Source organism: Actinorhabdospora filicis (assembly GCF_030269765.1).
GTDB lineage: Bacteria > Actinomycetota > Actinomycetes > Mycobacteriales > Micromonosporaceae > Actinorhabdospora > Actinorhabdospora filicis.
The window spans coordinates 801,959-826,474 of the sequence record NZ_BSTX01000003.1 but is presented as its reverse complement, the minus strand read 5'-3'; the positions used below and the strand labels follow the sequence as shown (position 1 = coordinate 826,474).

General features: G+C 70.6%; 26 protein-coding genes. 11 read left to right on the top strand and 15 right to left on the bottom strand.

Features of this window, described 5'->3' with window-relative positions:
* The first annotated feature begins 204 nt into the window (after positions 1 to 204).
* On the top strand, positions 205 to 1,386 hold the full coding sequence (locus QSK10_RS24120) for an ROK family transcriptional regulator (RefSeq protein ID WP_285665221.1): 1,182 nt from the start codon (positions 205 to 207) through the stop codon (positions 1,384 to 1,386).
* On the opposite strand, the gene QSK10_RS24115 is transcribed toward QSK10_RS24120, so the two are convergent.
* Positions 1,383 to 1,658, bottom strand: a complete 276-nt coding sequence (locus tag QSK10_RS24115; RefSeq protein WP_285665220.1) for a hypothetical protein — start codon at positions 1,656 to 1,658, stop codon at positions 1,383 to 1,385. The genes QSK10_RS24120 and QSK10_RS24115 overlap by 4 nt on opposite strands.
* Before the next feature lie 1,134 nt (positions 1,659 to 2,792).
* The gene (locus tag QSK10_RS24110; RefSeq protein WP_285665219.1) at positions 2,793 to 3,677 is read right to left on the bottom strand and encodes an MBL fold metallo-hydrolase; all 885 of its coding nucleotides are present in this window, start codon (positions 3,675 to 3,677) and stop codon (positions 2,793 to 2,795) included.
* Between the two features lie 82 nt (positions 3,678 to 3,759).
* On the opposite strand from QSK10_RS24110, the gene QSK10_RS24105 reads away from it, so the two are divergent.
* Entirely contained in the window at positions 3,760 to 4,623 is an 864-nt protein-coding gene (locus tag QSK10_RS24105; protein ID WP_285665218.1) for a LysR family transcriptional regulator, read from the top strand.
* Here QSK10_RS24105 and QSK10_RS24100 read toward each other — a convergent pair.
* Both QSK10_RS24100 and QSK10_RS24095 read right to left on the bottom strand, forming a co-directional pair.
* Positions 4,587 to 5,798 carry a class I SAM-dependent RNA methyltransferase gene (locus QSK10_RS24100; RefSeq protein WP_285665217.1) on the bottom strand — a complete coding sequence of 404 codons (1,212 nt, stop codon included), beginning with the start codon at positions 5,796 to 5,798 and terminating at the stop codon, positions 4,587 to 4,589. The genes QSK10_RS24105 and QSK10_RS24100 overlap by 37 nt on opposite strands.
* Complete coding sequence (locus QSK10_RS24095; RefSeq protein ID WP_285665215.1) at positions 5,795 to 7,765, bottom strand: APC family permease; 1,971 nt, start codon at positions 7,763 to 7,765, stop codon at positions 5,795 to 5,797. Before QSK10_RS24095 ends, QSK10_RS24100 begins: the two co-directional genes overlap by 4 nt.
* 175 nt (positions 7,766 to 7,940) lie before the next feature.
* Between QSK10_RS24095 and QSK10_RS24090 the strand changes: the two genes are divergently transcribed.
* Both QSK10_RS24090 and QSK10_RS24085 read left to right on the top strand, forming a co-directional pair.
* Positions 7,941 to 8,606 carry a potassium channel family protein gene (locus tag QSK10_RS24090; RefSeq protein WP_285665214.1) on the top strand — a complete coding sequence of 222 codons (666 nt, stop codon included), beginning with the start codon at positions 7,941 to 7,943 and terminating at the stop codon, positions 8,604 to 8,606.
* Entirely contained in the window at positions 8,606 to 9,268 is a 663-nt protein-coding gene (locus QSK10_RS24085) for a potassium channel family protein (RefSeq protein ID WP_285665213.1), read from the top strand. The genes QSK10_RS24090 and QSK10_RS24085 overlap by 1 nt, the downstream gene beginning before the upstream one ends.
* Positions 9,269 to 9,270: 2 nt before the next feature.
* Here the strand turns inward: QSK10_RS24085 and QSK10_RS24080 are convergent, their stop codons facing one another.
* The 5 genes from QSK10_RS24080 to dut form a co-directional block, all read right to left on the bottom strand.
* Positions 9,271 to 9,675, bottom strand: coding sequence for a hypothetical protein (locus tag QSK10_RS24080; protein ID WP_285665212.1), 405 nt, complete (start codon positions 9,673 to 9,675; stop codon positions 9,271 to 9,273).
* Positions 9,676 to 9,680: 5 nt separating this feature from the next.
* Positions 9,681 to 10,337, bottom strand: a complete 657-nt coding sequence (locus QSK10_RS24075; RefSeq protein WP_349497705.1) for a DUF3159 domain-containing protein — start codon at positions 10,335 to 10,337, stop codon at positions 9,681 to 9,683.
* A 43-nt stretch (positions 10,338 to 10,380) separates the two neighbouring features.
* A complete protein-coding gene (locus tag QSK10_RS24070) occupies positions 10,381 to 10,779 on the bottom strand; it encodes an OB-fold nucleic acid binding domain-containing protein (protein WP_285665210.1) in 399 nt (132 codons plus the stop codon).
* Between the two features lie 179 nt (positions 10,780 to 10,958).
* The gene (locus QSK10_RS24065; RefSeq protein WP_285665209.1) at positions 10,959 to 11,645 is read right to left on the bottom strand and encodes a DUF3710 domain-containing protein; all 687 of its coding nucleotides are present in this window, start codon (positions 11,643 to 11,645) and stop codon (positions 10,959 to 10,961) included.
* A gap of 7 nt (positions 11,646 to 11,652) precedes the next feature.
* Positions 11,653 to 12,138 carry a dUTP diphosphatase gene (gene dut, locus QSK10_RS24060; protein ID WP_285665208.1) on the bottom strand — a complete coding sequence of 162 codons (486 nt, stop codon included), beginning with the start codon at positions 12,136 to 12,138 and terminating at the stop codon, positions 11,653 to 11,655.
* 27 nt (positions 12,139 to 12,165) lie between these two features.
* Here dut and QSK10_RS24055 point away from each other — a divergent pair, with 27 nt between their 5' ends.
* Positions 12,166 to 12,621: a DUF3093 domain-containing protein gene (locus QSK10_RS24055; RefSeq protein ID WP_285665207.1), complete on the top strand. Its 456-nt coding sequence runs from the start codon at positions 12,166 to 12,168 to the stop codon at positions 12,619 to 12,621.
* 132 nt (positions 12,622 to 12,753) lie between these two features.
* On the opposite strand, the gene QSK10_RS24050 is transcribed toward QSK10_RS24055, so the two are convergent.
* On the bottom strand, positions 12,754 to 13,053 hold the full coding sequence (locus QSK10_RS24050; RefSeq protein WP_285665206.1) for a DUF4193 domain-containing protein: 300 nt from the start codon (positions 13,051 to 13,053) through the stop codon (positions 12,754 to 12,756).
* A 361-nt stretch (positions 13,054 to 13,414) separates the two neighbouring features.
* Here QSK10_RS24050 and QSK10_RS24045 point away from each other — a divergent pair, with 361 nt between their 5' ends.
* Positions 13,415 to 13,963 carry a LytR C-terminal domain-containing protein gene (locus QSK10_RS24045; protein WP_285665205.1) on the top strand — a complete coding sequence of 183 codons (549 nt, stop codon included), beginning with the start codon at positions 13,415 to 13,417 and terminating at the stop codon, positions 13,961 to 13,963.
* Positions 13,964 to 13,979: 16 nt separating this feature from the next.
* Here the strand turns inward: QSK10_RS24045 and QSK10_RS24040 are convergent, their stop codons facing one another.
* Complete coding sequence (locus tag QSK10_RS24040; RefSeq protein WP_285665204.1) at positions 13,980 to 14,861, bottom strand: inositol monophosphatase family protein; 882 nt, start codon at positions 14,859 to 14,861, stop codon at positions 13,980 to 13,982.
* A 220-nt stretch (positions 14,862 to 15,081) separates the two neighbouring features.
* Between QSK10_RS24040 and QSK10_RS24035 the strand changes: the two genes are divergently transcribed.
* A complete protein-coding gene (locus QSK10_RS24035; protein WP_285665203.1) occupies positions 15,082 to 16,686 on the top strand; it encodes an RNA polymerase sigma factor in 1,605 nt (534 codons plus the stop codon).
* Positions 16,687 to 17,052: 366 nt separating this feature from the next.
* Positions 17,053 to 17,292, top strand: coding sequence for a DUF7455 domain-containing protein (locus tag QSK10_RS24030; protein ID WP_285665202.1), 240 nt, complete (start codon positions 17,053 to 17,055; stop codon positions 17,290 to 17,292).
* 1,057 nt (positions 17,293 to 18,349) lie between these two features.
* On the opposite strand, the gene QSK10_RS24025 is transcribed toward QSK10_RS24030, so the two are convergent.
* Positions 18,350 to 20,050, bottom strand: a complete 1,701-nt coding sequence (locus tag QSK10_RS24025) for a DEAD/DEAH box helicase (RefSeq protein WP_285665201.1) — start codon at positions 20,048 to 20,050, stop codon at positions 18,350 to 18,352.
* Between the two features lie 47 nt (positions 20,051 to 20,097).
* Positions 20,098 to 20,520 (bottom strand): D-aminoacyl-tRNA deacylase, encoded by a 423-nt coding sequence (gene dtd / locus QSK10_RS24020; RefSeq protein WP_285665200.1) that lies wholly within the window; start codon positions 20,518 to 20,520, stop codon positions 20,098 to 20,100.
* Between the two features lie 73 nt (positions 20,521 to 20,593).
* On the opposite strand from dtd, the gene QSK10_RS24015 reads away from it, so the two are divergent.
* Together QSK10_RS24015 and QSK10_RS24010 are read left to right on the top strand one after the other, a co-directional pair.
* Complete coding sequence (locus QSK10_RS24015; protein WP_285665199.1) at positions 20,594 to 20,935, top strand: DUF3099 domain-containing protein; 342 nt, start codon at positions 20,594 to 20,596, stop codon at positions 20,933 to 20,935.
* A 58-nt stretch (positions 20,936 to 20,993) separates the two neighbouring features.
* On the top strand, positions 20,994 to 21,239 hold the full coding sequence (locus QSK10_RS24010) for a DUF3039 domain-containing protein (RefSeq protein ID WP_285665198.1): 246 nt from the start codon (positions 20,994 to 20,996) through the stop codon (positions 21,237 to 21,239).
* 3 nt (positions 21,240 to 21,242) lie between these two features.
* On the opposite strand, the gene QSK10_RS24005 is transcribed toward QSK10_RS24010, so the two are convergent.
* Together QSK10_RS24005 and QSK10_RS24000 are read right to left on the bottom strand one after the other, a co-directional pair.
* Positions 21,243 to 21,977, bottom strand: coding sequence for a class I SAM-dependent methyltransferase (locus tag QSK10_RS24005; RefSeq protein ID WP_285665197.1), 735 nt, complete (start codon positions 21,975 to 21,977; stop codon positions 21,243 to 21,245).
* 41 nt (positions 21,978 to 22,018) lie between these two features.
* Positions 22,019 to 22,630 (bottom strand): trimeric intracellular cation channel family protein, encoded by a 612-nt coding sequence (locus QSK10_RS24000; RefSeq protein WP_285665196.1) that lies wholly within the window; start codon positions 22,628 to 22,630, stop codon positions 22,019 to 22,021.
* A gap of 103 nt (positions 22,631 to 22,733) precedes the next feature.
* Here QSK10_RS24000 and QSK10_RS23995 point away from each other — a divergent pair, with 103 nt between their 5' ends.
* Positions 22,734 to 24,089 (top strand): DUF2252 domain-containing protein, encoded by a 1,356-nt coding sequence (locus QSK10_RS23995; protein ID WP_285665195.1) that lies wholly within the window; start codon positions 22,734 to 22,736, stop codon positions 24,087 to 24,089.
* The last annotated feature ends 427 nt before the right edge of the window (positions 24,090 to 24,516 follow it).

Here is a 24,516-nt window from a genome sequence, read left to right as displayed (position 1 = left end):
GGTGTTGGTTGCGTGCAACGGCTGAACCTCACCATGTGAGCTCTTCATATGTCAACTGTTGACCTGTGCTTGTTGCCAACCCGTTAAGTGAGCGACGGCTCGACGATCCGAAACGGTCGCGTCCGGGCAATGTGGACCAACTTCTGTCGGGATTTGCCGGAACTCGCCTTGACAGAAGTCGCCCGCCCGACGGAGGATCGCGCCGTGCCGACCCACCCCTTCGCCTCCGCGTCCCCCGCCGTCCTGTGGCGGGAGGCCCTGCGCGGCAACACCCTCCGCGTCGCCCGCGCGCTCCGCGAGGGCGGCCCCGGCACCCGCGCGCACATCGTGTCCCACACCGGACTGTCGCGCCCGACGGTCTCGGCGGCCGTCACCGAGCTCATCGACGCCGGGCTCGCCGCCGAGGAGTCCAAAGAGGACGCCCCCGCCACCGGAGGCCGCCGCGCCGCCCGCGTCGCGCTGACCCGCGCGGCCGGCATCGCCGCCGGAGTCGACGTCGGCCGCCGCCACGTCCGCGTCCTGCTGGCCGACCTGGGCTCCCACGTCCTCACCGAGCTGGAGGAGCGCCTCGACCGCGACGCCGACGACCACCCGGTGATGGTCCTGGACCACACCGCGTCCATGGTGGACACCGCGCTGGCCGAGCTGGGCGCGTCCAGAGAGGACATCGTCGGCCTCGGCCTCGGCGTCCCCGGCCCCCTCACCCGCGCAGGCGGCCTCGGCTCACCGACACTCCTGCCCGCGTGGGCGCACCTGGCGCCCGCCGCCGAGTTGTCCGGCCGCCTCGGCGTCCCCGTCGTCGCCGACAACGACGCCAACCTCGGCGCCCTCGGCGAACAGCGCTGGGGCGCGGGACGAGGCGCGTCGGTCTTCGTCTACGTCAAGCTCGCCACCGGCGTCGGCGCCGGGCTCGTCTTCGACGGCAACCTGTTCCGCGGCATCACCGGCACCGCCGGGGAACTCGGGCACGTCACCCTCGACTCGCACGGTCCCGTCTGCCGTTGCGGGAACCGCGGCTGCCTGGAGCTGTACGTGGGCGGCCGCGCGCTGCTAGACCACGTCCGCCACACCCACCCCGGCCTGACCGGCCTGCGCGAGCTCACCACCCGCGCCGCCGAGGGCGACGCCGGGCTGCGCCGCGTCCTGAACGACGCGGGCGGGCACCTCGGCATCGCCCTCGGCGGCCTGGTGAACCTGGTGAACCCCGAGGTCATAGCCGTCGGCGGCGAACTGGGCGGGGCCGCCGACCTGTTCCTGGAGACCCTCCGGACGGGCCTGTCCAGCACCGCCATGCCCGCCGCAGCCAAAGCCGTACAGCTGACCACCGCCGCCCTCGGCGACCGCGCCACCGCCCTCGGCGGCGTCGCGCTGGCCCTCACGGCCTAACGCAGCGAACCCACCGGCGGCTCGGCCCCCGACACGCTCACCACACCCGGGCACGCGCCACACGCGCGCGGCCCGAACTGCCGCCACCAGCGGCACGTCGGCCGGATGCCGCACTCCGGCGGGTCCTGGACCGGCTCACCCGGCTCGATCGCCGCGCACACGCCCTCGTCCCGCCAATGTCCGCACGCCGACTCCGCACACGGCCCGTGGAACCGGAATCGCGTCTCCAATGGACGGCCGTCCTCCAGCGCCGCGCGCAACCCCCGCGTCACACGCGGCCCCCCGGGCGTGAAGACCACACGCCCGCCGGGACCCACGATCCCCAGCAACCGGCTCGAAGCCGCCACCGGCGCGATCGGGCACGTCAACTCACTCGATGCGGCCGCGTTCATCGCGGCTCGCCTGGCACACGCAGCGGCCCCACCTGCGCGAACCTCGCGCGGGTCACAAGAGCCACCACCACGACACAGCCAATGCGGGTCATCGCAGATCCTCTCACCGACCGGCCGGGGGCAACGCCGGTACGAACCATCACCACTCGCCCGTTCGGACGAGCATCCACCATCCACTTTGGTGGGCTTGCCCGACATCGCCCTCAGGGAAAAGGGCGAAAGCTTCGACAGAACGGTGCTCAGGGTGAGCCGATCGGCGCGATCGGTGAGTTGATTCCAAGATCGTTACGTGCGAGTAGATGAACAGTGCGGATTGGTGGGCTGGGGTGGACGGGTGAGCGCGGCGGGTAAGTGGGGCCGCATCGGGTCGCGCCCTCGGCATCGTCCCTGGCCCGGCACCCATACGGACAGCGCCGAACACCGCCACGGTGTTACACCGGCACGGTCGACCACGCTCAGCCGAGGACTCGCGGTCAGCGGTGGACAGGGGTAGAGCCGGGGTTCGAGCAGCGATGAGTGGGCCGGCGAATGCGCTTGTCTCTTGGCTCACCCTCCACGGTGGCCACCCGGGCTATGACGTGGCAGGCCGCGCTATGGTGCTGCCGCGTGTTCCGGCCGTGGCCGGCCGGAACACTTGCCCTCGATTCCCGTACCCGGCGTTGCTGCCTCTAAAGCCGAGTCGGACGCTGGCCGAAAGACTTGCGGCTCGGCGCGTGGTTGCGGTGACCGCGATGGTCTTGACTTCGACGACCGAAAAGATGGAGAAATCGCTCTTTCACCGTTGCCCCGGCCAGTCGCGAAGGGCGAGCTCCTAAAACCCGGCTTCAAACACGAAGGTGGGGGCTCAGCCTGTGGTCCGCACACGCCGGGGTACAAGGCACTTCAGTGGCAAGCATCCGGGTCGCCCCGCGACCCGGATGCGCGGCAGCCCAGACGCTAGCCCCAGCACTACGGCCGTAAACCCGAGCCATCAAGCCCGGGAGCAAGCCCACCAACCACACGGTCGACTCGGTCCTACGGAGACCCGTACTCCGCACAAAAACACCCCACCCCCCGCTCGATCCACTCCCGCCCCGCCCACTCCGGGTGCCGCTCCAGCAGCACCGCCCGCACCTCCGCGACGACCTCCTCCTCCGGCACCCCCGCCCCGCACCTGCGCCAGACCTCGTCCCGCAGCTCCCGCAGGTAGTCGGCCACATCGGCGAGCACCCGGGCGTCCCCGATCTCACCGTGCCCCGGCACCACGAGTCGCGGTCCGGTGGCGGCCAGGCGCTCCAGCACCGCCAGCCAGCCGAGCCCCGAGACGTCGGTGTCGTGGGGCGGGAACCACGGGAAGATCGCGAACTGCCCGGTCTCGGCGAGGTCGCCGGTGAACAGCGCGCCCGCGTCGGGGACCACCACGACCTGGTCGCCGAGGGTGTGCCCGCGCCCGGTGGGCCGCAGGTGGACGGTGCGGCCGCCCAGGTCCAGGACGTGCTCGCCGTCGAAGACCACGTCGGGGGTGGGGACCTCGACTCCGGTGAGGCGCTCGGCGATGGCTCCGCCGAAGCCGCGGAACATCTCCAGGTAGGCCGGGCCCTTGCCCGCGAGGTCTTCCGCCTGGGCGCGGTTGACGAGGTAGGTCGCCTCGCCCGCGAAGACGCCCGCGCCGAAGGCGTGCTCGGGGTGGAAGTGGGTGGTGGTGAGGTAGACGCGGCGGCCGCGGGCGATGCCGGACGCGAAGTCGAGCACGCCGGTGGCGTTGGCGGTGCCCATGCCGGTGTCGACGACGAGGACGGCGTCGCGTCCGCCGATGACGCCGATGTTGGGCACGAGCTGGACGCCGTTGTTCGGGACGACGTGGAGGTCGGCGACGATCTCGCGCGCGCCGGAGGTCTGGACGACGGGGTCGGGAATCATGCCCTCATCCCACTCCCCCGGGCCCGCCGGCGTCCAAGACCGCTTCCGTCGTCTCGATACCTTCGGCGTATCGTCGCCGGTCATGGACCTGCGCGGGCTCGGGTATTTCGTCGCCGTCGCCGAGGAGGGGCACTTCGGCCGGGCGGCCGCGCGCCTGCACATGAGCCAGCCGCCGCTCTCGCGGGCCGTCAAGGCCCTGGAGACCGAGCTGGGTGTGCGGCTGCTGGACCGGACGCCGCGCGGAGTGACGCTCACCCCCGCCGGGACGACGCTGCTGGCCGAGGCGCGGGAGCTGCTGGCGCGGGCCGGGCGGATCCGGGAGCGGGTCGCGGCCTCCGCCTCGATCACGGTCGGTGTCCTGGGCGGTGCCACCGACCCGGGTGCCGCGCGGCTGGCGGAGATGTTCCGGCGAGCGCATCCGGGGGTGGAGGTGCGGGTCCGTGAGAGCGATCTGAGCGATCCGGCGTGCGGTCTGCGCACCGGGCTGGCCGATGTGGCGGTGACGCGTGCGCCTTTCGACACCACGGGCCTGGTGGTGCACGTGCTGCGTGAGGACCCGGTGGGCGCGGTCCTGCGTGCCGACGATCCGCTCGCGCGCCGGGACGGCCTCGCCCTCGCCGAGCTCGCCGGGCGCCGCTGGTTCCAGTTCCCGGCGTCCACCGACGAGCGGTGGCGGGAGTTCTGGAACGGCGGCGAGCGCCGGGAGGGCCCGGTGGTGCGGGGTGTGCAGGAGTGCGTGCAGGCGGTCTTGTGGAACGGGACGATCGGGCTGGCGCCGTTGGGGCACGACCTGCCGGGTGGGGTGGTGGTCGTGCCGTTGCGGGACATGCCGCCGAGCCGGGTGGTGGTGGCGGCCCCGGAGGGCGCGCCACCGCTGGTGCGGTCCTTCGCTCGGCTGGCGGTGTCGGCCTATCGGGGTTCGAACAGCGCGATCGTCTCGAAGTGATGGGTCATGGGGAAGGCGTCGAAGGCGCGGACGCGCTTCATGTCCCAGCCGAGTTCGCCGAATAGTTTCGCATCGCGCGCGAAGGCCGCGGGGTCGCAGGCCACGTAGGCGATGGCGCGGGGGCGGGCTTCGGCGATGCCGCGGACGATGGCCTCGCCGGCGCCGGTGCGGGGCGGGTCGAGGACGACGAGGTCGGGCTGGGGCAGGAGGTCGACGACCTTGTCGACGCGGTCCCAGACGACTCCGGCGCGGGGGTGGTCGGTGGTGAGGTTGTCGACGGCGTTGCCGCGCTGGTCGGCTTCGACGAGGGTGACCTCGCCGAGGGGGCCGACGGCGTCGGCGAGCGCGACGGCGAAGAGCCCGGCGCCGCCGTAGAGGTCCCAGGCGCTTTCGCCTTCGAGGGGGGCGAGGAAGTCGAGGACGGTGTCGACGTAGGCCTTGGCGGCGCCGGGGTGGACCTGCCAGAAGCCGTCGGCCATGAGTTTGAACTCGTGTCCGGCGGCGTGCTGGGTGATGAAGGAGGGCCCGGAGACGTGTTCGGCGTGTGGGCGTCGGCCGTGTGAGCGCTGTTCGGCGCGGGCGGCGTAGACGCTGACCTCGGGTTCGTCGGAGTCGATGACCTGGACGCCGCCCCAGTCGGTCCAGTCTTCGTCGAGGACGGGGGCGTCCTGGATGCGCTGGGTGGCGATGAGGCAGCGGTCGACGTCGATGACGCGGTGGGAGCGGTGCGCGCGGAGTCCGGCGCGGCCGTCTTCGCCGATGGCGTATTGGACGCGGGTGCGCCAGCCGGTCTCGCCGCCGGGGAGGGCTTCGACGGTGAGGTCGGCGACGGTTTCGGGTGCGAAGCCGCCGAGCCGGACGAGTTGTTCGCGCAGGACGGCGGTTTTGAGTTCGAGCTGGGTGGCGCGGTCGGCGTGCTGGAAGTCGCAGCCGCCGCAGGCGCCGGGTCCGGCGAAGCGGCATGGGGCTTCGCGGCGTCCGGGGGCGGCGGTGAGGATCTCCACGGCGTCGGCGAGGAGGTAGCTCTTCTTGCGTTCGGTGACGCGGGCCACGACGCGTTCGCCGGGCAGCGCGTGCCGGACGAAGACCACCCGGCCGTCCTCGGATCGGGCGACGCAGTGCCCTCCGTGGGCGATCGCGCCAATGTCGAGGGTGAGCAGGTCGATGGCGCTCATCGGCGGGGAGACATCCTGTCGTCGAAGTGGTCTAGATCGCGTTTCTCGCTGGAGGCGAGTTGCCAGGGCACGCTGGTCACCATCACGCCGGGCTCGAACAGCAGGCGGCTCTTGATGCGCAGGGCGCTTTGATTGTGCAGGAGGTTCTCCCACCAGCGGCCGACGACGTACTCGGGGATGAACACCGTCACGACGTCGCGTGGTGAGGCTTTGCGGATGCCCTTGATGTGGTCGATGATCGGGCGGGTGATCTCGCGGTAGGGGGATTCGACGACCGAGAGGGGGACGGGGATGCGGCGGCGGTCCCATTCGGCCTGGAGGGCGCGGGTGTCGGCGTCGTCGACGTTGACGGTGAGGGCGACGATGGTGTCGGGCCGGGTGGCCTGCGCGTAGGACAGGGCCCGCAGGGTCGGCAGGTGGAGCTTGCTGACGACGACCACGACGTGGTTGCGGGACGGCAGGGGCGGGCGCTCGTCGGGTGGGACGAGTTCGCGGGCGACGTTGTCGTAGTGCTTCCGGATGAGCCGCATCATCAGGTAGAAGGCGACCATGAAGACGATGGACAGCCACGCGCCGTGGGTGAACTTGGTGACGACCACGATGACGAGTACCGCGGCGGTCATGACCAGGCCGAAGGCGTTGATGGCCTGGGAGCGGCGCATGCGGCGGCGGGCCCGGGCGTCGCGTTCGGTGCGCAGGTGGCGGTTCCAGTGCCGGATCATGCCCGACTGGCTCATCACGAAGGACACGAACACGCCGACGATGTAGAGCTGGATGAGTTTGTTCTCGTCGGCGTCGTAGACGATGACGAGGATCATCGCGGCCAGCGCGAGCATCACGATGCCGTTGGAGAAGGCGAGCCGGTCGCCGCGGGTGTGCAGCTGGCGCGGCAGGTAGCGGTCCTGGGCGAGGATGGAGCCGAGCACCGGGAACCCGTTGAAGGCGGTGTTGGCGGCCAGCACGAGGATGAGGCCGGTGACGGCGGTGACGTAGACGAAGCCGGGCGGGAAGCCGTCGAAGACGGTTTGGGCGAGCTGCGCTAGGAGCGTCTTCTGGATGTAGCCGTTGGGGGCGTCGAGGAACTGGAGGCGCGGGTTCTCCGCCATCTGCACGCCGGTGATGTTGGCGAGGGCGATGAGGCCCATGAACATCGCGACGGCGATGGAGCCCATCAGCAGCAGTGTCGTGGCGGCGTTCTTGCCCTTCGGGGGCTTGAACGACGGGACGCCGTTGGAGATGGCCTCGACGCCGGTGAGGGCGGCGCAGCCGGAGGCGAAGGTGCGCAGGAGCAGGAACACCAGTGGGACGCCGGCCAGGTCCGGTTCCTCGGCGACGAGCTGGAAGTTCGCCGATTCGGCGGTGAGGGTGTCGCCGAGCACGAAGGCGCGGAACAGGCCGTAGAGGATCAGCGCGATGATGCCGAAGATGAACGCGTAGGTCGGGACGGCGAAGGCCACGCCCGACTCGCGGATGCCGCGCAGGTTGACCGCGGCCAGCAGGAAGATCGCGATGAGCGAGAACGCCACCTTGTGCTCGTCGACGATCGTGAGGGCCGAGCCGATGTTGGCCGCGGCGGCCGAGATCGACACGGCCACGGTGAGGACGTAGTCGACGAGCAGCGCGCTGGCGACGACCAGGCCGGCCGCGGGTCCGTGGTTGACGGTGGCGACCTCGTAGTCACCGCCCCCGGAGGGGTAGGCGTGCACGTTCTGCCGGTAGGACGCCACGACGGCGATCATGACCAGCGCGATGAACAGGCCGATCCAGCCCGCGTACACGAACGCGCCCGCGCCCGCGATGCTCAGGGCGAGGTAGATCTGCTCCGGGGCGTAGGCCACCGACGACATAGCGTCGGAGGCGAAGACCGGCAGGGCCACGCGTTTGGGGAGCACCGCGTGGGCGAGCCGGTCGGAGCGGAACGGCCTGCCCAGCAGGAGCCGTTTCACCAGTTCGGTCGGACGAGCCACTGCGACAGCCTAGCCACCGTCTGCGACAGCGCGCGGGCGACATTCGGAGGTGATCGTGTCCGTACCCAGTGTCACGTGGCACGCTGTTGTATGCGGGTGCGTCATGACCGCGTCAAAGCACTGAGTTGGAACACGTGAAGAGTCCGTCAGGGCACGTCAAGCTGGAGACAGTCGAGTGCATGTCGTGATCATGGGTTGCGGCCGGGTCGGTTCGACCCTCGCCCGCGACCTCACCGGGCGCGGGCACTCCGTCGCCGTCATCGACCAGAACCCCGAGGCCTTCCGTCGCCTGGACAAGGACTTCGACGGGAAGACGGTGACCGGGGTCGGTTTCGACCGCACCGTGCTCGCCGAGGCGGGCATCAACCGCGCCGACGCGTTCGCGGCGGTGTCCTCGGGCGACAACTCCAACATCATCGCCGCGCGCGTGGCCCGGGAGATCTTCGGCGTGTCCAACGTCGTCGCCCGCATCTACGACTCCGGGCGCGCCGCCGTCTACGAGCGTCTCGGCATCCCCACCGTGGCGACCGTGCGGTGGGCGGCCGGGCGTCTCCTGCGGCACCTCGACCCCGGTGAGACCCCCGAGATCTGGCGCGACCCGACCAGCACGGTGGCGATGGTCCACCTGGACGTGAACGAGGGCTGGGTCGGTCAGCCCCTCGAACGCCTGGAGCACGCCACGGGCGTCCGCACCGCCTACATCACCCGCTTCGGGCTGGGCGCCGTCCCGACGCCGTCGACCGTCATCCAGGACGGCGACGAGATCTACGTCCTGGTCACCGATGACCTGGCGACCGCGGTCCGCCGCGTCGCCGCCCACGCTCCGGAAGGACACCAGTGATGCGCGTGGCAATCGCGGGCGCCGGGAACGTGGGCCGTTCCATCGCCGCCGAGCTCGCCGAGAACGGGCACAGCATCCTGCTCATCGACCGCAACCCGTCGATGGTGCGTCCCGAGCGCGTCCCGCAGGCCGAGTGGGTCCTCGCCGACGCCTGCGAGCTGTCCTCCCTCCAGGCCGCCCGCCTCAACGAGTGCGACGCCGTGGTCGCCGCCACCGGCGACGACAAGGTCAACCTCGTGGTGTCCCTGCTGGCCAAGACCGAGTTCGCGGTGGCCCGCGTGGTCGCCCGCGTCAACCGCGCCGAGAACGAGTGGCTGTTCACCGAGCAGTGGGGCGTGGACGTGTCGGTGTCCAAACCCCGCCTCATGGCCGCCCTCGTGGAAGAGGCCGTGTCGGTGGGCGAGGTGGTCCGCCTGATGACCTTCCGCCAGTCCCAGGCCAACCTCGTCGAAATCACCCTCCCCGAGGACGCGCCCTACGTCGGCCGCCCCCTCCGCGAGGTCCCCATGCCCCCCGACAGCGCCCTCACCGCGATCCTGCGCGGCAAGCGCGTCATCTCCCCCACCGCCGACGACCCCCTGGAGGCCGGCGACGAGCTGGTCTTCGTGTGCGCCGAGGACGCCGAGGAGGCGCTGCGGGTGGTCATGCTCGGGGTGGACTGACATCACCGGCCGGCCCTTCGCCGGGTCCGGGCGTCGGCTCTGCTCTCACGCCGCGTCCGGCGGCCTCGGCCCCACCTGACGGTTCCGGGCGATCGCGAGGTGAGCGACCCGCCGTCCGCGATGCCCTCCCGCAGGACGCCCAGCAGCGCGCCCGTGAACGCGGTGTACCGCTCCCCCGCCGAGGCGAGCGCCAGTTGGGTGGCGGCCGTCGCGGTGAGGATGTAGGTCCCGGTGATGTCGAGCTGTCCCGTCAGGATGCCGTCGCCGGTGAGCGTGTCGATGGCGCGGCCCGAAAAGCGGCAGTCGAGCGGCATCACCCGGCTCGCCCGAAGCGAAGTGGGCACCGCGCGCCGGGCGATGGCATGGGCGAGCCCTTCGATCACGCCGGACTTGCCGACGCCGGGCACGCCCCCTAAGCCGCCGCCCGCTTCAGCGAGAGATCCTTCCGCACCGCCCAGATCGTGATCGCCACCAGCCCACCCGTCACCGGGTATCCCGCCACCAGCGTCACCACGCCCAAGGTCGTCTCCGCGCTCATCGCGTAGAGCGTCCAACGCAGGATGTTCTTCGCCAGCCACACCACGCCCCACAGGATCGTCAGCCAGGTGAAGATCCGCAGGAGCCTGGGGTTGTCGCGCCATTCCTTCTTGCCGCCGCCGGCGACCACGGCCCACACCCAGCCGACCGCAGGCTGGCGGAAGAGCACCGACACGAGCATGCCGAGCCCGTAGGCGAGCCCGATCAGGATGCCGGGGAGGTAGAAGTCGGAGGCCTCGCCGCTCTTCCACGCCAGGTAGGCGCCGACGGCGATGCCGAAGAGCCCGTTGATCGCGTGGCGGATGGTCTCCTTGCGCACGAGCCGCCAGACGGCGATGGCCACGGCGGAGGCGGCGGCGGTGATGATCGCGGGACGCAGGTCCCACACGATGTTCATGATGACGAACACCGCCACCGGGACGCTGGCCTCGATGATCCCCCGGACGCCGCCGAGCTGGCCGGCCAGCTGCTCACCGAACGGCTGCTCGGCCGCCTCTTTGCCAGTGGCGGCTGGTTGCTGATCGGTCACGATGCTCCTCGCTGGTCACGGCCCGGCCGGAACGGGACGCGACCGGTCACGTCATGGGCGGTGCCAGGGTGTACTCCGGGTTGAAGATAACTTTACGGTCATCGCGCACCGCGACGCGACCGCGCGCGGTCAGCAATCTTCCGGGCTCGATGCCGGCGATGCGGCGGCGGCCCAGCCAGACGAGGGTGATCTTGTCGGTCCCGTCGTAGAGGACCGCCTCCAGCATGGGGAGGTTGGTGCACGGCGTGAACGTCACCGCCTTGAGCCTTCCGGTGACCGCGACGGTCTCACCGGGCTGGATCTGCCCCATCGGACGGCACGACGCCCGGGTGCACTCCCGCTGCAGCTCCTCGGCCTCGATCTGCGAGTCGTCGGCCGAAAGACGTGCGAAGAGACGTTTGAGCCGCCCGGGTTTCTCCGGGTCGAGCTGCTTCACGGCCGTCACTGGGAGGCTCCATCCGCTGGTCGCAACCTTCACAGCCAGCGTACGCGGGCCGCGCTCACCCAAGCGACCTTGTGGACGAGACCGGCACGCGGGGTTCCCGGCAGTGGCGCAGGGCACAGGACGGCCCGGGGAGAACCCTCCCCGGGCCGCTGAATGTCCTGAAGAACAGTGATCTAAAGCTATTCGGCCGAAGCGCCGGGCGAGGGCTTGCGGGCCCCGTTCGACTCGGCGGCGGCCTGGGCGCGGGCCTGCTCGGCGACCTCCTTGGGGAGGGTCATGGGCAGCGGCTCCGACACCGGACGCGGGTCGTCGCCGCGCTCGACGATGACGCCGCGCAGCACGCCGTCCAGGACCGCGGCCGCCTCGTCATCGACGGCGGCCTTGCCCTGGAACACCGCGCGGATCAGCCAGCGCGGCCCGGAGATGCCCACGAAACGCGCCTGGACGGTGCCCTTGGGGCCCTTCAGGCGCGCGTGCAGCTCGGGACCGTAGGGACCCTCGCCGTCCTTGACGCTGCCGCCCTCGCGGTGGATCTGCGCCTGGATCTCCTCGCGGACCTCGTCCCAGATGTCCTCGGTGCGCGGCGCGGCCACGGCCATCAGCTGCAGCGCGGAGTCCCCGTGGATCAGCACGACCTGGCGGATGTTGCCCTGCTGGTCGCCCTGCATCTGCACGTTGATGCCCTCGACCACGGGCACCAGGAGGCTGCCCAGGTCCAGCCGGTGGACGCCGTCCTTGGGCGCCTCGGAGGAGTCGTAGGGACCGTCCTGGCCGGGCTCGGCGTCCTCGTCGCCGAGGTCCTCGGCGACCTCGTCGGCCTCCACCGGCGTGACCGGCTCGTCCTTCTTCTTGCGACGTCGAAACACCGTTCCCTCAGTCCTTCCGCTCGAATGCGGCGTGGCCGCCGGTCGATCCGTGTCCTCCGGTGCCGCGCGCGGTGCCGGGCAGCGCGTCGACCACCGCGAACTGCGCCCGCGCGACCCGCTGCACCACAAGCTGCGCGACGCGGTCGCCACGGGAGATCTTCGCGGTGGTGGCCCGGTCGTGGTTGACCAGGTTCACCAGAATCTCGCCGCGGTAACCGGCGTCGACCGTACCCGGCGCGTTCAGCACCGTCACGCCCAGCCGGGCCGCCATGCCCGAGCGCGGGTGCACCAGTCCGACATACCCGTCGGGGAGCGCGATGGCCACACCCGTGCGGACGAGGACGCGCTCGCCGGGGGCGATCTCGACGTCCTCGGCCGAGTACAGGTCGGCCCCGGCGTCACCGTCGTGGGCGTAGGCGGGGACGGGGAGATCGGGGTCGACGGCTCGCAGCGCGACCGTGACGGTCTCCACGCCGGTGCCTGTGGACGTCATTCGTCGGCCTCTCGGTAGTCTCGATCGGTGAGTTCGTTCCGTGAGCGCATGTACCTGTCCTGGTGGGCCTGGGTGGGCTCGCTGGCGATCGTCGCACTGATCGCCGCGCAGATCCACATGGGCGCGCCCGGCCTGCGGGCCTGGATCGCCTACGTGGTCATCCCGCCCCTGGCGGTGGTGGTGCTGCTGTGGCTGGGCAGGTTGCGCGTCGCCGTCGAGGACGGCGAGTTCAAGGTCGACGACGCCCGCCTGCCCGTGGAGTTCATCGCCGAGGTGACCCCGTTGTCGGGGACGCCCCTGCGCGATGCGATGACCGTCGGGCTGGACCCGCTGGCCTTCGTCGTGCAGCGTCCGTGGATGAGCGGCGCGGTCAAGGTGACCCTGGACGACCCGGAGGACCCGACGCCGTACTGGATCGTCTCCACCCGCCGTCCCGAGCAGCTCGCCGAGGCCCTGCGCGCCGCGGTGGGCGCGCGGGCCTAGCCGCGCGTATGGCACAGGGTGCGCACCGCCCTTGCGGACGACGCGCACCCTGTCCGGTCTCGTTGATGTCTCCCCGCGCCCTGACTCAATGCCGTACTGCGTCCCGGTCCTCACCCGGGATCGCGGACGCGCCTAGGCGGCGCAGTCGCGGCAGATGAGCCGGCCGTTCTTCTCCGAGGCGAGCTGGCTGCGGTGGTGGACCAGGAAGCAACTGGAGCAACGGAACTCATCGGTCTGCATCGGCAGGACCTTGACCGTCAATTCCTCGTCGGCCAGATCCGCTCCGGGCAGTTCGAAGTTCTCCGCGACCTCCGCCTCGTCAACATCCACGCTGCCCGACTGCGCATCGGTACGACGCGACTTGAGCTCTTCGAGGCTGTCTTCGCTCGAGTCGTCCGAGTCCCGACGCGGCGCGTCGTAGTCGGTAGCCATTGGTGTTCACACTCCCATGTTCGTTATGCGCGGGGCCGGTGACGACCACGCGCTTCATGTTCCTGCCCGCGGCGAGCCGCCGAGCCGTCCCTTGTCGACACACCTGCGGTCGCGGTTCCCCGCGGCGGGGTACCCCCTGAGGCGCGGTACCTTACCGCGTCGATGCATCGTAGGTACACCCGCCACCCGGTTTTTGTTCCGGATGTGACTCAGGCGACTGTCCGCGTGTCGCGGGCCCGAATCGGACGGACCGGCACGACGCGCCGAACACGCACGTGGACGGGTCATTGCGCCATGCGGATCAGCAGCGGGCCCGGGGCACGATAGCCTCTGAGCGTCGTCGACTTCGGGGAGGCCGGTCATGCGGTTGGCTCGCGTGCGCGCGTTGATCATCATCGGAACGCTGGCGCTGGTGGCCACCGCGACCGCCGCCTGGGCGATCATGAACGACTCCCAGGCGGACCTGGCGGGGTGTGAGCCGGGCGAGGTCCCGGTGAACCTGGCGATGCCGAAACCGCAGGACGTCGAGGTCCGGGTGTTCAACTCGACCAAGGAGCCGGGCCTGGCCGGGCAGGTCAAGGCCGATCTCCAGGAGTACGGGTACAAGGTCGTCGAGACCGACGACAAGGAGGTCGAGGGCCTGACCACCTCCGCCCGCATCGTCTACGGCCCGAAGTCGCTGGGCGCCGGGCACGTGCTGAGCGCGTACTTCCTGGACGCCGAGCGGCAGTTCGTCCCCGACCGGGACGACACCACCATCGACGTCATCATCGGCGACGGCTTCCGCCAGGTGAACACCGAGAGCGAGAAGGTGCAGTCGCTCGGCGAGATCGGCCGCCCGACCGCGCCTCCCGGGACGTGTGAGATCGGCAAGGGGACCGAGGTCACTCCGCAGACCTCGGCCAGCTGACCGATCCATCCGGAAATCAGCCTTCCGTGGATTCCGTGTCGGGAATCCGACTTTGAAGTAGGGCGCGCGGCGCCGGGTACACGCCCGGCGCCGCCGCCAGGGTCATGCCGATCTCGGGGGCCTCGCGGTAGAGGCCGCTGACCACCGCGCCCGCCTCGGCCGCGATGAGCCCGCCGGCGGCGTAGTCCCACAGGTGCGGCCCGCGCTCGTAGTAGCCGTCCAGGACGCCTTCGGCGAGCAGGCACAGGTCGATCGCGGCCGAGCCCATCCGGCGGATGTCGCGGACCTCGGGGATCACCGCGGCGAGGATCTCGCCCTGCCACCGCCGGACCTCCTTGTCGTAGCCGAAGCCGGTGGCGATGAGCGCCCAGGACAGGTCGGTGGGGCTGCCGCAGTGGACGGGCTCACCGTTCCGGTAGGCGCCCAGGCCCGCGGCGGCGTGCCAGACGGTCCCGTCGGCGATGTTGTGGACGACGCCCACCAGGAGCCGCCCGTCGCGCTCGGCGGCGATCGCCACGGCGTAGTAAGGGACGCCGTAGACGTAGTTCACGGTCCCGTCGATGGGGTCGAGGATCCAGCGGACGGTGCCGGGCACCGCGTCCTGTTCCCCGCCCTCCTCCCCCACGATGGGGTCACCCGGACGGGCAATGGCCAATCGTTCCCTGATGAGCCTTTCGCCCGCTTTATCGGCGGCGGTGACCACATCGGTGGCACTGGATTTGGTGGAGATCTCCGTCAGCGCCTTCTCCCGGGTGGCGCGGGCGAGCGCGGCGGCCTCGGCGGCGATGCTCAAGGCGAGGCCGAGGAGCGCGGGGAGGTCCTCGCCACCGGGGATCGGGCCGCTGGTCAGGGGCCATGGCCGGGAGATGGGATGATCGGAGATTTCTTCGGGATCCATGACCCCATCGTGCCAAGTGAACACGGCCCGATATCAGGGCGCGGGTTTTTTCGTCACAGCGGCCTTGACAGAAGATGATCCGGGCAGTAGGGCGTTACAATTCACGCCTGCCCACGCGACGCCGGAGCGAAGCGGGGGTCGCAGACCAAGAAAGTAACCAGAAATCAGCCCGAACCGGTCACGGTTCGGCGTGCCCGCCAACCGCCTCGGAAGGTAGTTCGTGACCGCAGCGCGCCCCACCGGCATTGACATCCGCTCTCTCACTGAGTCCATCCTGGAGCAGGCCGCCGCCAACGGTGGGCAGATCACGTCCGGGGAGGTCGCCCACAGCCTGGAGGGCGTGACCCCGGCGCAGGGTAAGAAGATCCTGCGGGCCCTCACCGAAGCCGACGTGACCATCGTGGTGGACGGATCGGCGGGCACCACCCGCCGCCGCGTCCCGGCTGCGCGCGCGGCGACTCCGGCCTCGAAGGCGACCACTGCGCGCACCACTCGTAAGCGCGCTACTCCCGCGAAGGTGACCACGTCCTCCACCACGGCCGCCGCGGCCGAGGAGGACGGCGAGGCTCCGGTCAAGAAGGCCGCCGCGAAGAAGACGGCGGCCAAGAAGACCGTCGCCAAGAAGACGACGGCGGCCAAGGCCACCGCACCCAAGGACATCGACGCCGAGGGCGCCGAGCCCGAGGACTTCGACGATTCGATGATCGAGGCCGACCTGGCGGCCGCCGCGAAGCCGGCGGCCCGCAAGACGGCCAAGAAGACGGCGAAGAAGACCGCCAAGAAGGCCACCGCGAAGGGTGAGGGCGACGAGCCCGATCTCGGCGATGACGAGGAACTCGACTTCGACTGGGACGACGAGGACTCCGAGGCCCTGAAGCAGGCCCGCAAGGACGCCGAGATGACCGCCTCGGCCGACTCGGTGCGCGCTTACCTCAAGCAGATCGGCAAGGTGCCGCTGCTGAACGCCGCGCAGGAGGTCGAGCTGGCCAAGCGCATCGAGGCGGGCCTGTACTCGGTGGAGCGCCTGCGCACCGCCGACGAGGCGGGCGAGAAGCTGGTCACCCAGCTGCGCCGGGACCTGATGTGGATCGTCCGTGACGGCGACCGCGCCAAGAACCACCTGCTGGAGGCGAACCTGCGTCTGGTGGTGTCGCTGGCCAAGCGCTACACCGGCCGCGGCATGGCCTTCCTGGACCTGATCCAGGAGGGGAACCTGGGCCTGATCCGCGCGGTGGAGAAGTTCGACTACACCAAGGGCTTCAAGTTCTCCACCTACGCCACCTGGTGGATTCGCCAGGCGATCACCCGCGCCATGGCCGACCAGGCCCGCACCATCCGCATACCGGTGCACATGGTCGAGGTCATCAACAAGCTCGGCCGCATCCAGCGCGAGCTGCTCCAGGACCTGGGCCGCGAGCCCACCCCGGAGGAGCTGGCCAAGGAGATGGACATCTCCCCCGAGAAGGTCCTGGAGATCCAGCAGTACGCCCGCGAGCCGATCTCGCTGGACCAGACCATCGGTGACGAGGGCGACAGCCAGCTCGGTGACTTCATCGAGGACTCCGAGGCCGTCGTGGCCGTGGACGCGGTGTCGTTCTCCCTGCTCCAGGACCAGCTCCAGCAGGTCCTGCAGACGCTCTCCGAGCGCGAGGCGGGCGTCGTCCGGCTGCGCTTCGGCCTCACCGACGGCCAGCCGCGCACCCTCGACGAGATCGGGCAGGTGTACGGCGTCACCCGCGAGCGCATCCGCCAGATCGAGTCCAAGACCATGTCCAAGTTGCGGCACCCGTCCCGTTCGCAGGTGCTTCGCGACTATCTGGACTGATCTTCAGGTCCCTTCGGTCACAGTCCGTCGGCCCTTGGTCGCCTGTGCGTACGCACCGGTTGCCGATCGGGCCGCGGGCCGGATAACGTGATCTGCCAGTGGCGACGCCGCTACGTCGGGAAACCGCCGTGGTGGGCGCCGCCCGGGCGAAACCGTCGCCCCGATCGGCGACAATGGGAATGCTCCCCGCGACAACGGGGAACATCCAGTAGTGCAAGGCGGTTGTGTGTGAGACACGTCGCCGACGACGAGATCGGGGAAGGCAACGACGTCGGTAACGTGTTGGACCTTGAGTCAAGTAACCCCCGGACCAGCCCACGTCAGGACGAGTGGCGTTGACCGGTCACAGCGGACGAGGAGGAGTCAATGACCCCGACCCTGATGCCCCCGCCGGAGACGGCGGCGCGTCCTACCACCGGTGAGCGCTGCGACCGGTGCTCCGCAGCGGCCAAGGTGCGAATTCTCCTTGCCGATGGAGCCGGCGACCTGGTGTTCTGCGGACACCACGCCAACAAGTACGCCGAGCAGCTGGTGAAGATCGCGGTCGACTACGTCGTCGACCCCGAGGTCACCTGGCGCGGCAGCGACATGATGTCCAAGAACTAGGGACAACAGGACTTAACGGCCCCCGGAGACACCTCCGGGGGCCGTGTCCGTATCCAAGGCCTTCCACGAACGGGTGATTTCACCACACCGGCACGTGGGACGGCGGAAGACCGAGAGGCACAACCCGGCCTGAGAAGCGCGGCAAGCCCCCCAGCAAGCCGACAGACCGACCGGAGCCCCCCACGAGCATGGGGTGAAGCAAGCCCGAACGCAGGGCGGTAGACGGTAGATGAGCCGGGTGCGATGTGCGCGCAGCCTGAAGTGCGGCAAGCGCGAGACGAAGGCAAGAGCCGGGCCGGGCAAGCAGCGATGGGTGAAGCCCGCCCGAAGATAAGCCGGTGACGCTGGCTAAAGCCGGGTGCGACGCGCAGCCCCGTGCAGTGAGGGCGAGACGAAGTCCTGGCGGTGTGGGCACGCCAGCGGTGGGTGAAGCCCGCCCGAGACGAGAACCGGTGACGATGTCACAACCCGGGTGCGATGCGTAGCAGGGTAGGGCTCTTGACCTGACCCGCAGCTTGCAAACCTGCCCGTCACGACAGACGAGGCCCCGCACAACCTTTCCTTCGAGAGCTGGATCTTTCGGCGTGCGGCCTGACGGGTCTTTGGAACGAGGGTTCTGGGGGTGTCAAGACACGCTCTACCGTCTTGACACCCCCAGGTTCCTCGTTCACCGTCGCCAAGGCCGAACGACGGGAGATCCGCAGGCAGCAACCCGAACGATCACGGTGGGGATGGAAGGGGACGCGGCAGGGGGAGAGGCGAGATGAGGCCGGTGCGGGCCGGGGTGGTGCTAGAGCGAGACCGAACGACGGAAGATCCGCGGCCAGCACGCCGACCGACCACGGTGGGGATGGAAGGCGACGGGCCAAGGCGGAGAGGCACGACGAGGCCGATGGGCCCCGGGGGCGCTGCGGCCCAGGGCGGCGCGACCCGGGCTGCTGCAGCCCAAGTCAGGCCGCTACGCACGTCGACTGGCATGAGGCGCACGGGGTAGGAGAGACCCCCGGGATGCCCCGCAAGCCGAGGTCCTGCGCCCAAAGAGAGAGCCCCACCCCCCTCACCAATCCCGAATCCGCGCGATCCTCTCCTCCAACTGCTCGATCGTCGCCTGCGCACTAGGCGGCCCCCCGCACAACCTCCGCAACTCCGCATGAATCTTCCCGTGCGGCTCATTCGTCGCATGATGCCGCGAAGCCACCAGCGCGTTCAGCTGCCGCCGCAACCCCACCCGCCGCTCCGCCGCCGTCATGTTCCTCTGCGGCGACGAAGGCGCCGCGGGAACCGCCCGCGGCGAGGAAGAAGACCGCGCCATCTGCTCCGCCTGCCGCTTCGACAGCAGCATCGACACCTGGTCCGGCGTCAGCAGCCCCGGCAGCCCCAGGAACTCCTCCTCCTCCGGCGTCCCGGACGCCACGGGCGTCCCGAACGACGTCCCGTCGAAGATCACCTGGTCGAGCTCCGCCGACGTGTGCAGCGTCTCGGTCGTGCGCCGGTCGTCCTCTCCGGCCTTCTCCTCGCGGTTGGCCTCGCGCAGCAGCGCCTCGGGGTCCTCGTCCTTGGGTCCGCCGAGGACGTGGTCGCGCTGCCGTTCCAGGTCGGCGGCGAGTTCCAGCAGCGGTGCCACCGAGGGCACGAACACCGTGGCGGTCTCGCCGGGACGCCGGGCGCGCACGAAGCGGCCGATGGCCTGCGCGAAGAACAGGGGCGTGTGCGCGTTGGTCGCGTACACCCCTACGGCGAGGCGGGGGATGTCGACGCCTTCGGAGACCATGCGGACGGCGACCAGCCATTTGTCGTCCGACTCGGCGAACTTGGCGATCTTGTCGGAGGAGCCGGCGTCGTCGGACAGGACCACGACCGGTGGGAGCCCAGTGATGCGTTCGATGAGCCGTGCGTAGGCGCGGGCCTGGGTCTGGTCGGAGGCGATGATGAGGCCGCCGGCGTCGCCCATCCCGGCGCCGCGCAGGGCGGTGAGGCGGGCGTCGGCGGCGCGCAGGACCTGCGGCATCCATTCGCCGGTGGGGTCGAGGGCGGTGCGCCAGGCCTGGGAGGTGAGGTCCTTGGTGAGGGGTTCGCCCAGGCGGACGGCGAGTTCGTCGCCGGCGCGGGTGCGCCAGCGGGCCTCGCCGGAGTAGGCCAGGAACATCACGGGCCGCACGACGTGGTCGGCGAGCGCCTCGGAGTAGCCGTATACCGAGTCGGGCCGGGAGGTGAGCAGGCCGCCGGGCCCGTGTTCGTAGGTGACGAAGGGGATGGGGTTGTCGTCGGAGCGGAAGGGTGTTCCGGTGAGGCACAGGCGGCGTTCGGCGTGCTCGTAGGCGAGGCGGACGCCTTCGCCCCAGCTGCGGGAGTCGCCGGCGTGGTGGACCTCGTCGAGGACGACCATGGTGCGGCGGGTCATGGTGCGGCGGCGGTGGACGGCGGGGTCGGCGCCGATCTGGGCGTAGGTGACCACGGCGCCGTGGAAGTCGCTGGACTGGTGGACGTCGGCGTTGCGGAAGGTGTGGTCGAGGGAGATCCCGACGCGGGCGGCGGCCTGGGCCCACTGGAGCTTCAGGTGCTCGGTGGGGGCGACGACCATGAGCTGCTCGACGGTGCCGTCATTGAGCATCTCGGCGGCGACGCGCAGCGCGAAGGTGGTCTTCCCGGCGCCGGGGGTGGCCACGGCGAGGAAGTCGCGGTCGCGGGCGCGCAGGTACGAGACCAGTGCCTTGCGCTGCCACGCTCGTAGTGGCGGCAGGGCGTCGAGATCGATCATGCGTGGGCTCCCAAGGGTCACAAACGGCCGTTCGAGTTTATGAGCCCTCAGAGTTCGAGGAGGACGGTCCGGGGACCTACGTTGACGCTCGCCACGTACATGTCGGCGCCGAAGCGTCCGGTCTCGACCACGGCGCCGTGTTCGCGCAGGGCGGTGACCACGGCGTTGACGAGGGGTTCGGCGACGGGTCCGGGCGCGGCGGCCGTCCAGGTGGGGCGGCGGCCCTTGCGGGCGTCACCGTAAAGGGTGAACTGGGATACCACGAGGACGGGCGCGCCGAGGTCGCTTGCGGACTTCTCGCCGTCGATGATGCGCAGGTCCCAGATCTTGCGGGCCATCTTGGCGGCGACGGCCTCGTCGTCGGTGTGGGTGACGCCGAGCAAGACCAGCAGGCCGTCGCGGATCTCTCCGACGACCTCCCCGCCGACGGTGACACTCGCCTCGGAGACGGTCTGCACCACAGCGCGCATTTTCTTCCCTCCCTCGTCGAAACCGTTCGATCCTGGCACGGCCGCCGTCGTGCGGATCTGGCAGGCTGGGGGTATGGCGGATGGCAGGCCCGCGCTGATCACCAACGCGGAGAAGAGCCAGGACGAGCAGCTGCGCGACCGGCGTCTTCGGTACGTGCTGATGATGTGCGCGCGCATCGTGCTGGTGATCCTGGCCGTGGTCCTGGTGACGCTGAAGGTGCCGCTGGCGTGGCTGTGGGCGCTGGGGTGCATCGTGGGCGGCGCGTTGCTGCCGTGGTTCGCGGTGCTGCTGGCCAATGACCGTCCGCCCAAGGAGCAGCACCGGTTGCGGCACTTCTTCCACAAGCGTCCCGAGCCGGACGATCCGCGCGCGCTGGAGGCCCGTCCGCACACGGTGGTGGACGCCGACGAGTAGTGCGGCCGCGTGCGACACTGGACGGGTCTTTCGTTAACCGACCGATCCGGAGCCTCACGTGACCAACCCGCAGACCGACGGCGGCACGATCATCGAGGAGCGCGTCAGCGAACTCCGCTACGACGAGGGTGACCATGAGCGCTTCGCGCACTATGTGCCGAAGGACAAGCTCATGGAGGCGATGGTGAACGGGACGCCGGTGCGCGCCCTGTGCGGCAAGCTGTGGGTGCCCTCCCGTGATCCCGAGCGTTTCCCGATCTGCCCCGAGTGCAAGGAGATCCACGAGTCGATGCGGGGCGAGTAGTCCTCACGCCCGCGCGATCGTGATGATCTCGCGAGAGGCGGCGTCCACCGGGCGGCCGTCCCAATACCCGTGCCGTGCTTCCACGGTGAAGCCGGCCGCCGCCAGAGCCGTGTCGAGCGCGTCCTCGGTGATGAACCGGAGAGTGGCGCGCTCCACGCGCAGGACCGTCCCGTCGGGGTCGGCGGTGGTGCCGGTGAAGGTGACCTCGTCGCCGGTGACCGACTCCAGGTCGTGCCAGACGCGCAGGACGCGCCCGGCGGCGTCGGTGACGGTGTCCTCGTTGGCGGGGATCCAGTGCTCCCACGCGCGCGCCTGAGGGTGGCGCGTCTCGAAGGCGAAGCGCCCGCCGGGACGCAGGGCCGCGCGGATCGCGCGCAGCGAGCGGTCCAGCTCGGCGGCGGGGATGAACTGGAAGGCGTGCCCGGTCATGAACGCCAGCTCGAACTCGCCCGTCCACGGGATGTTCGCGGCGGTCCCCAGGACCCACTCGGCCTCGGCGCGGGCCCGCGCGACGTCGAGCGCGGCGGCGTCCGGGTCGATGCCCGCCAGCCGCCCGGTGTGCCCGGCGGCGCGGGCGTGGGCCAGTGCCTGCCCGGTGCCGCAGCCGACGTCCAGGACGCTCTCGGCGTCCTCGATCAGCCCGGCGTAGAACGCGTCACCCGGCCACTCGGCCGGATCCCAGGGGTTCAGCACGTCGTAGAGGGCGGCGGCTTCGGCATCGGTGTACGTCGCTGTCACGTCCGGCAGTATCGGGGACGATCACGCCCATGTCGCGCGCTTTATCCCGAGGTGGGACCCACCCGCGGCGTCGGCGCCGACCAGCGCCGGTACAGCGACAGCAGCCGCAGCCCGAACACCAGCAGGATCGCCCCGATGATCGGGACGGGCCGGGCGATCCCGAAGTGGGTGACGGTCACGACGACCGCCGCGCCCAGCAGCGAGGCCGAGGCGTAGATCTCGCGGTGCAGGACCACCGGAATCTCCTTGGTGAGCACATCGCGGATCACGCCGCCACCGATGCCGGTGATCATGCCGACCATGATCGAGCCGACCAGCGGCACGTGGAAGTCCACGCCCTTCATCGCCCCGACCACGCTGAACAGGCCGAGCCCGGCGGCGTCCAGCACCAGCATCGTGCGCCGCAGCCGGTCGACCTGCGGATGCAGCCAGAACACCGCCAGCGACGTCAGGCACGCCGTGGTGGCGTACTCCCAGTCGGTGAACGCCAGCGGCGGCGTCGAGCCGATCACCACGTCACGGATCACCCCACCCCCCAGGGCGGTCACCATGCCCACGAACACCACACCGAACAGGTCGAGGCGCTTGGCGACACCCGCCGAAGCGCCGGACGCGGCGAACACCGCCACGCCGATCAGGTCGAGCACGAGCATCGGTCACTCCAGGACTCACCGTTTGGGCCGGATCAGACTACGGCCGCCGCCGGTGCGCGAAAGGAAGCCGCGCGGCGAGGTAGCGCGCGGCACACTTGTGGACGTGCATCGACAGAGGACGGACTGGCGGTCCTGGACCGCCCCCGAGGACGCCCACGCCCACGGCCGGGCCCTGCGCGACATCGCCGACCACGCCGTCCACCGCGACCACGCGCCCACCGCCGGGCGGCCCACCATCACCGAGTACATCCGCGCCACCTCCGCGGGACGTGTGCCCTCGCTGATCCCCCTGCGCGTCGAACGCATGCTCGCCTCGCCGTTCTCGTTTTTCCGGGGCGCCGCCGGGCTCATGGCCCACGACCTCGCCGACGACCCCACCTCCGGCATCACCGCGCAACTCTGCGGCGACGCCCACGCCGCCAACGTCGGCCTCTTCGGGCGCAAGGACGGCGAGATCGTCATCGACTTCAACGACTTCGACGAAACCGCCCCCGGCCCCTGGGAATGGGACGTCAAACGCCTCGCGACATCACTGGTGCTCGCCGGCCGCGTCGCCGGAGTATCGGAGAAACACTGCCGCTCGGCCGTCCACGACACCGTCGAGCTCTACCGCCGCGCCGCCGCCGCGCTCGCCGCCCAGCCGTTCCTCGACTCCTGGTACGCCCTCGCCGACGAGAAGACCCTCCGCCGCATCGGCTCCCACGACCTCATCGACGAACTCCAGGACGCCGCCGCCAAGGCCCGCAAGAACACCTCGGCGAAGGCCGCGGCGAAATGGACCCGCCGCGACGGCAACGGCGACTGGCGCTTCGTCGCCGACCCGCCCACCCTCACCCCCGTCTCCGCGGAAGTCGCCGACGCCGTGGTCGCCGGACTCGACGAGTACACCACCACCCTCCCCGACTCACTCGCCGCGCTCATCCGCCGCTACACCGTCTACGACGTGGCCTTCCGCGTGGTCGGCACCGGATCGGTGGGACTGCGCAACTACCTCGTCCTCATGCGCGGCAACGGGGACGAGCCGATGATCCTGCAGGTCAAACAGGCGATCGGGTCGGCGCTGGCGCCGTACCTCGGGCTTGCGCCGTCCCGGCACGAGGGTGAGCGAGTGGTGCGGGGGTCGCGGCTGGTGCAGGCCGATACGGACGTGCTGCTGGGGTGGACGTCGGTGCAGGGGCGGGACTACATCGTGCGGCAGTTCCGGAACCGGAAGGGGAAGATCGACCCTTCGGCGTTGTCGCATCATGATTTGGACGATTACGGGCGGCTGGCGGGGGCGTTGCTGGCGCGGGCGCATGCGCGGTCGCTGGATGTGCGGGTTTTGGCGGGGTACTGCTCGGATGGGGAGAGTCTTGACGAGTCGCTGGTGAGGTACGCGTTTTCGTATGCGGACCAGACGGAGCGGGATTTTGAGGAGTTGGGGAGGGCGGTGAGGCGGGGGGAGGTTCGGGTGGGGTGAGGGGGCGGGGGCTCCGCCGCTGTCTTCCGCTGCCGTCACCCCCCGCCGTCACCCCCCGCCGTCACCCCCCGCCGTCACCCCCCGCCGTCTTTCGGCGTGCGGGCCACGGAACTCACCCAGCCCACGCCCCGGGCCACCGGGGACACACGGCTCACCGGCCGGGGTTCACCTCGCGAGGCCGCTCCCAGTAGCCCTTCAGCCAGCGGGCCTCGGCTCTCACCCCACCCGCGGCCTCGCCCGCACCGCGCCAGCCCTCGCCTCTCTCGCCCCGCCATCTCTCCCCCGCCATCTCTCGGCTTGCGGGCCACGCGCCTCACCCCTGCCCATGCCCTGGGGCGTCGGGGTCGCGCCGCTTCACCAGCCGGGGTTCGCCTCGCGAGGCCACCGTGGTCCGCCAGTCGCCTCACCTTGGGTCTCACCCCATTCC

What these genes read in the sequence shown, in the direction of transcription:
- QSK10_RS24110 (WP_285665219.1), bottom strand. Translation starts at nt 3,677, where the DNA reads ATGATTCCCGACCCCGTCGTCCAGACCTCCGGCGCGCGCGAGATCGTC.
- QSK10_RS24105 (WP_285665218.1), top strand. Translation starts at nt 3,760, where the DNA reads ATGGACCTGCGCGGGCTCGGGTATTTCGTCGCCGTCGCCGAGGAGGGG.
- QSK10_RS24100 (WP_285665217.1), bottom strand. Translation starts at nt 5,798, where the DNA reads ATGAGCGCCATCGACCTGCTCACCCTCGACATTGGCGCGATCGCCCAC.
- QSK10_RS24085 (WP_285665213.1), top strand. Translation starts at nt 8,606, where the DNA reads ATGCGCGTGGCAATCGCGGGCGCCGGGAACGTGGGCCGTTCCATCGCC.
- dut (WP_285665208.1), bottom strand. Translation starts at nt 12,138, where the DNA reads ATGACGTCCACAGGCACCGGCGTGGAGACCGTCACGGTCGCGCTGCGA.
- QSK10_RS24050 (WP_285665206.1), bottom strand. Translation starts at nt 13,053, where the DNA reads ATGGCTACCGACTACGACGCGCCGCGTCGGGACTCGGACGACTCGAGC.
- QSK10_RS24045 (WP_285665205.1), top strand. Translation starts at nt 13,415, where the DNA reads ATGCGGTTGGCTCGCGTGCGCGCGTTGATCATCATCGGAACGCTGGCG.
- QSK10_RS24040 (WP_285665204.1), bottom strand. Translation starts at nt 14,861, where the DNA reads ATGGATCCCGAAGAAATCTCCGATCATCCCATCTCCCGGCCATGGCCC.
- QSK10_RS24030 (WP_285665202.1), top strand. Translation starts at nt 17,053, where the DNA reads ATGACCCCGACCCTGATGCCCCCGCCGGAGACGGCGGCGCGTCCTACC.
- QSK10_RS24025 (WP_285665201.1), bottom strand. Translation starts at nt 20,050, where the DNA reads ATGATCGATCTCGACGCCCTGCCGCCACTACGAGCGTGGCAGCGCAAG.
- dtd (WP_285665200.1), bottom strand. Translation starts at nt 20,520, where the DNA reads ATGCGCGCTGTGGTGCAGACCGTCTCCGAGGCGAGTGTCACCGTCGGC.
- QSK10_RS24015 (WP_285665199.1), top strand. Translation starts at nt 20,594, where the DNA reads ATGGCGGATGGCAGGCCCGCGCTGATCACCAACGCGGAGAAGAGCCAG.
- QSK10_RS24000 (WP_285665196.1), bottom strand. Translation starts at nt 22,630, where the DNA reads ATGCTCGTGCTCGACCTGATCGGCGTGGCGGTGTTCGCCGCGTCCGGC.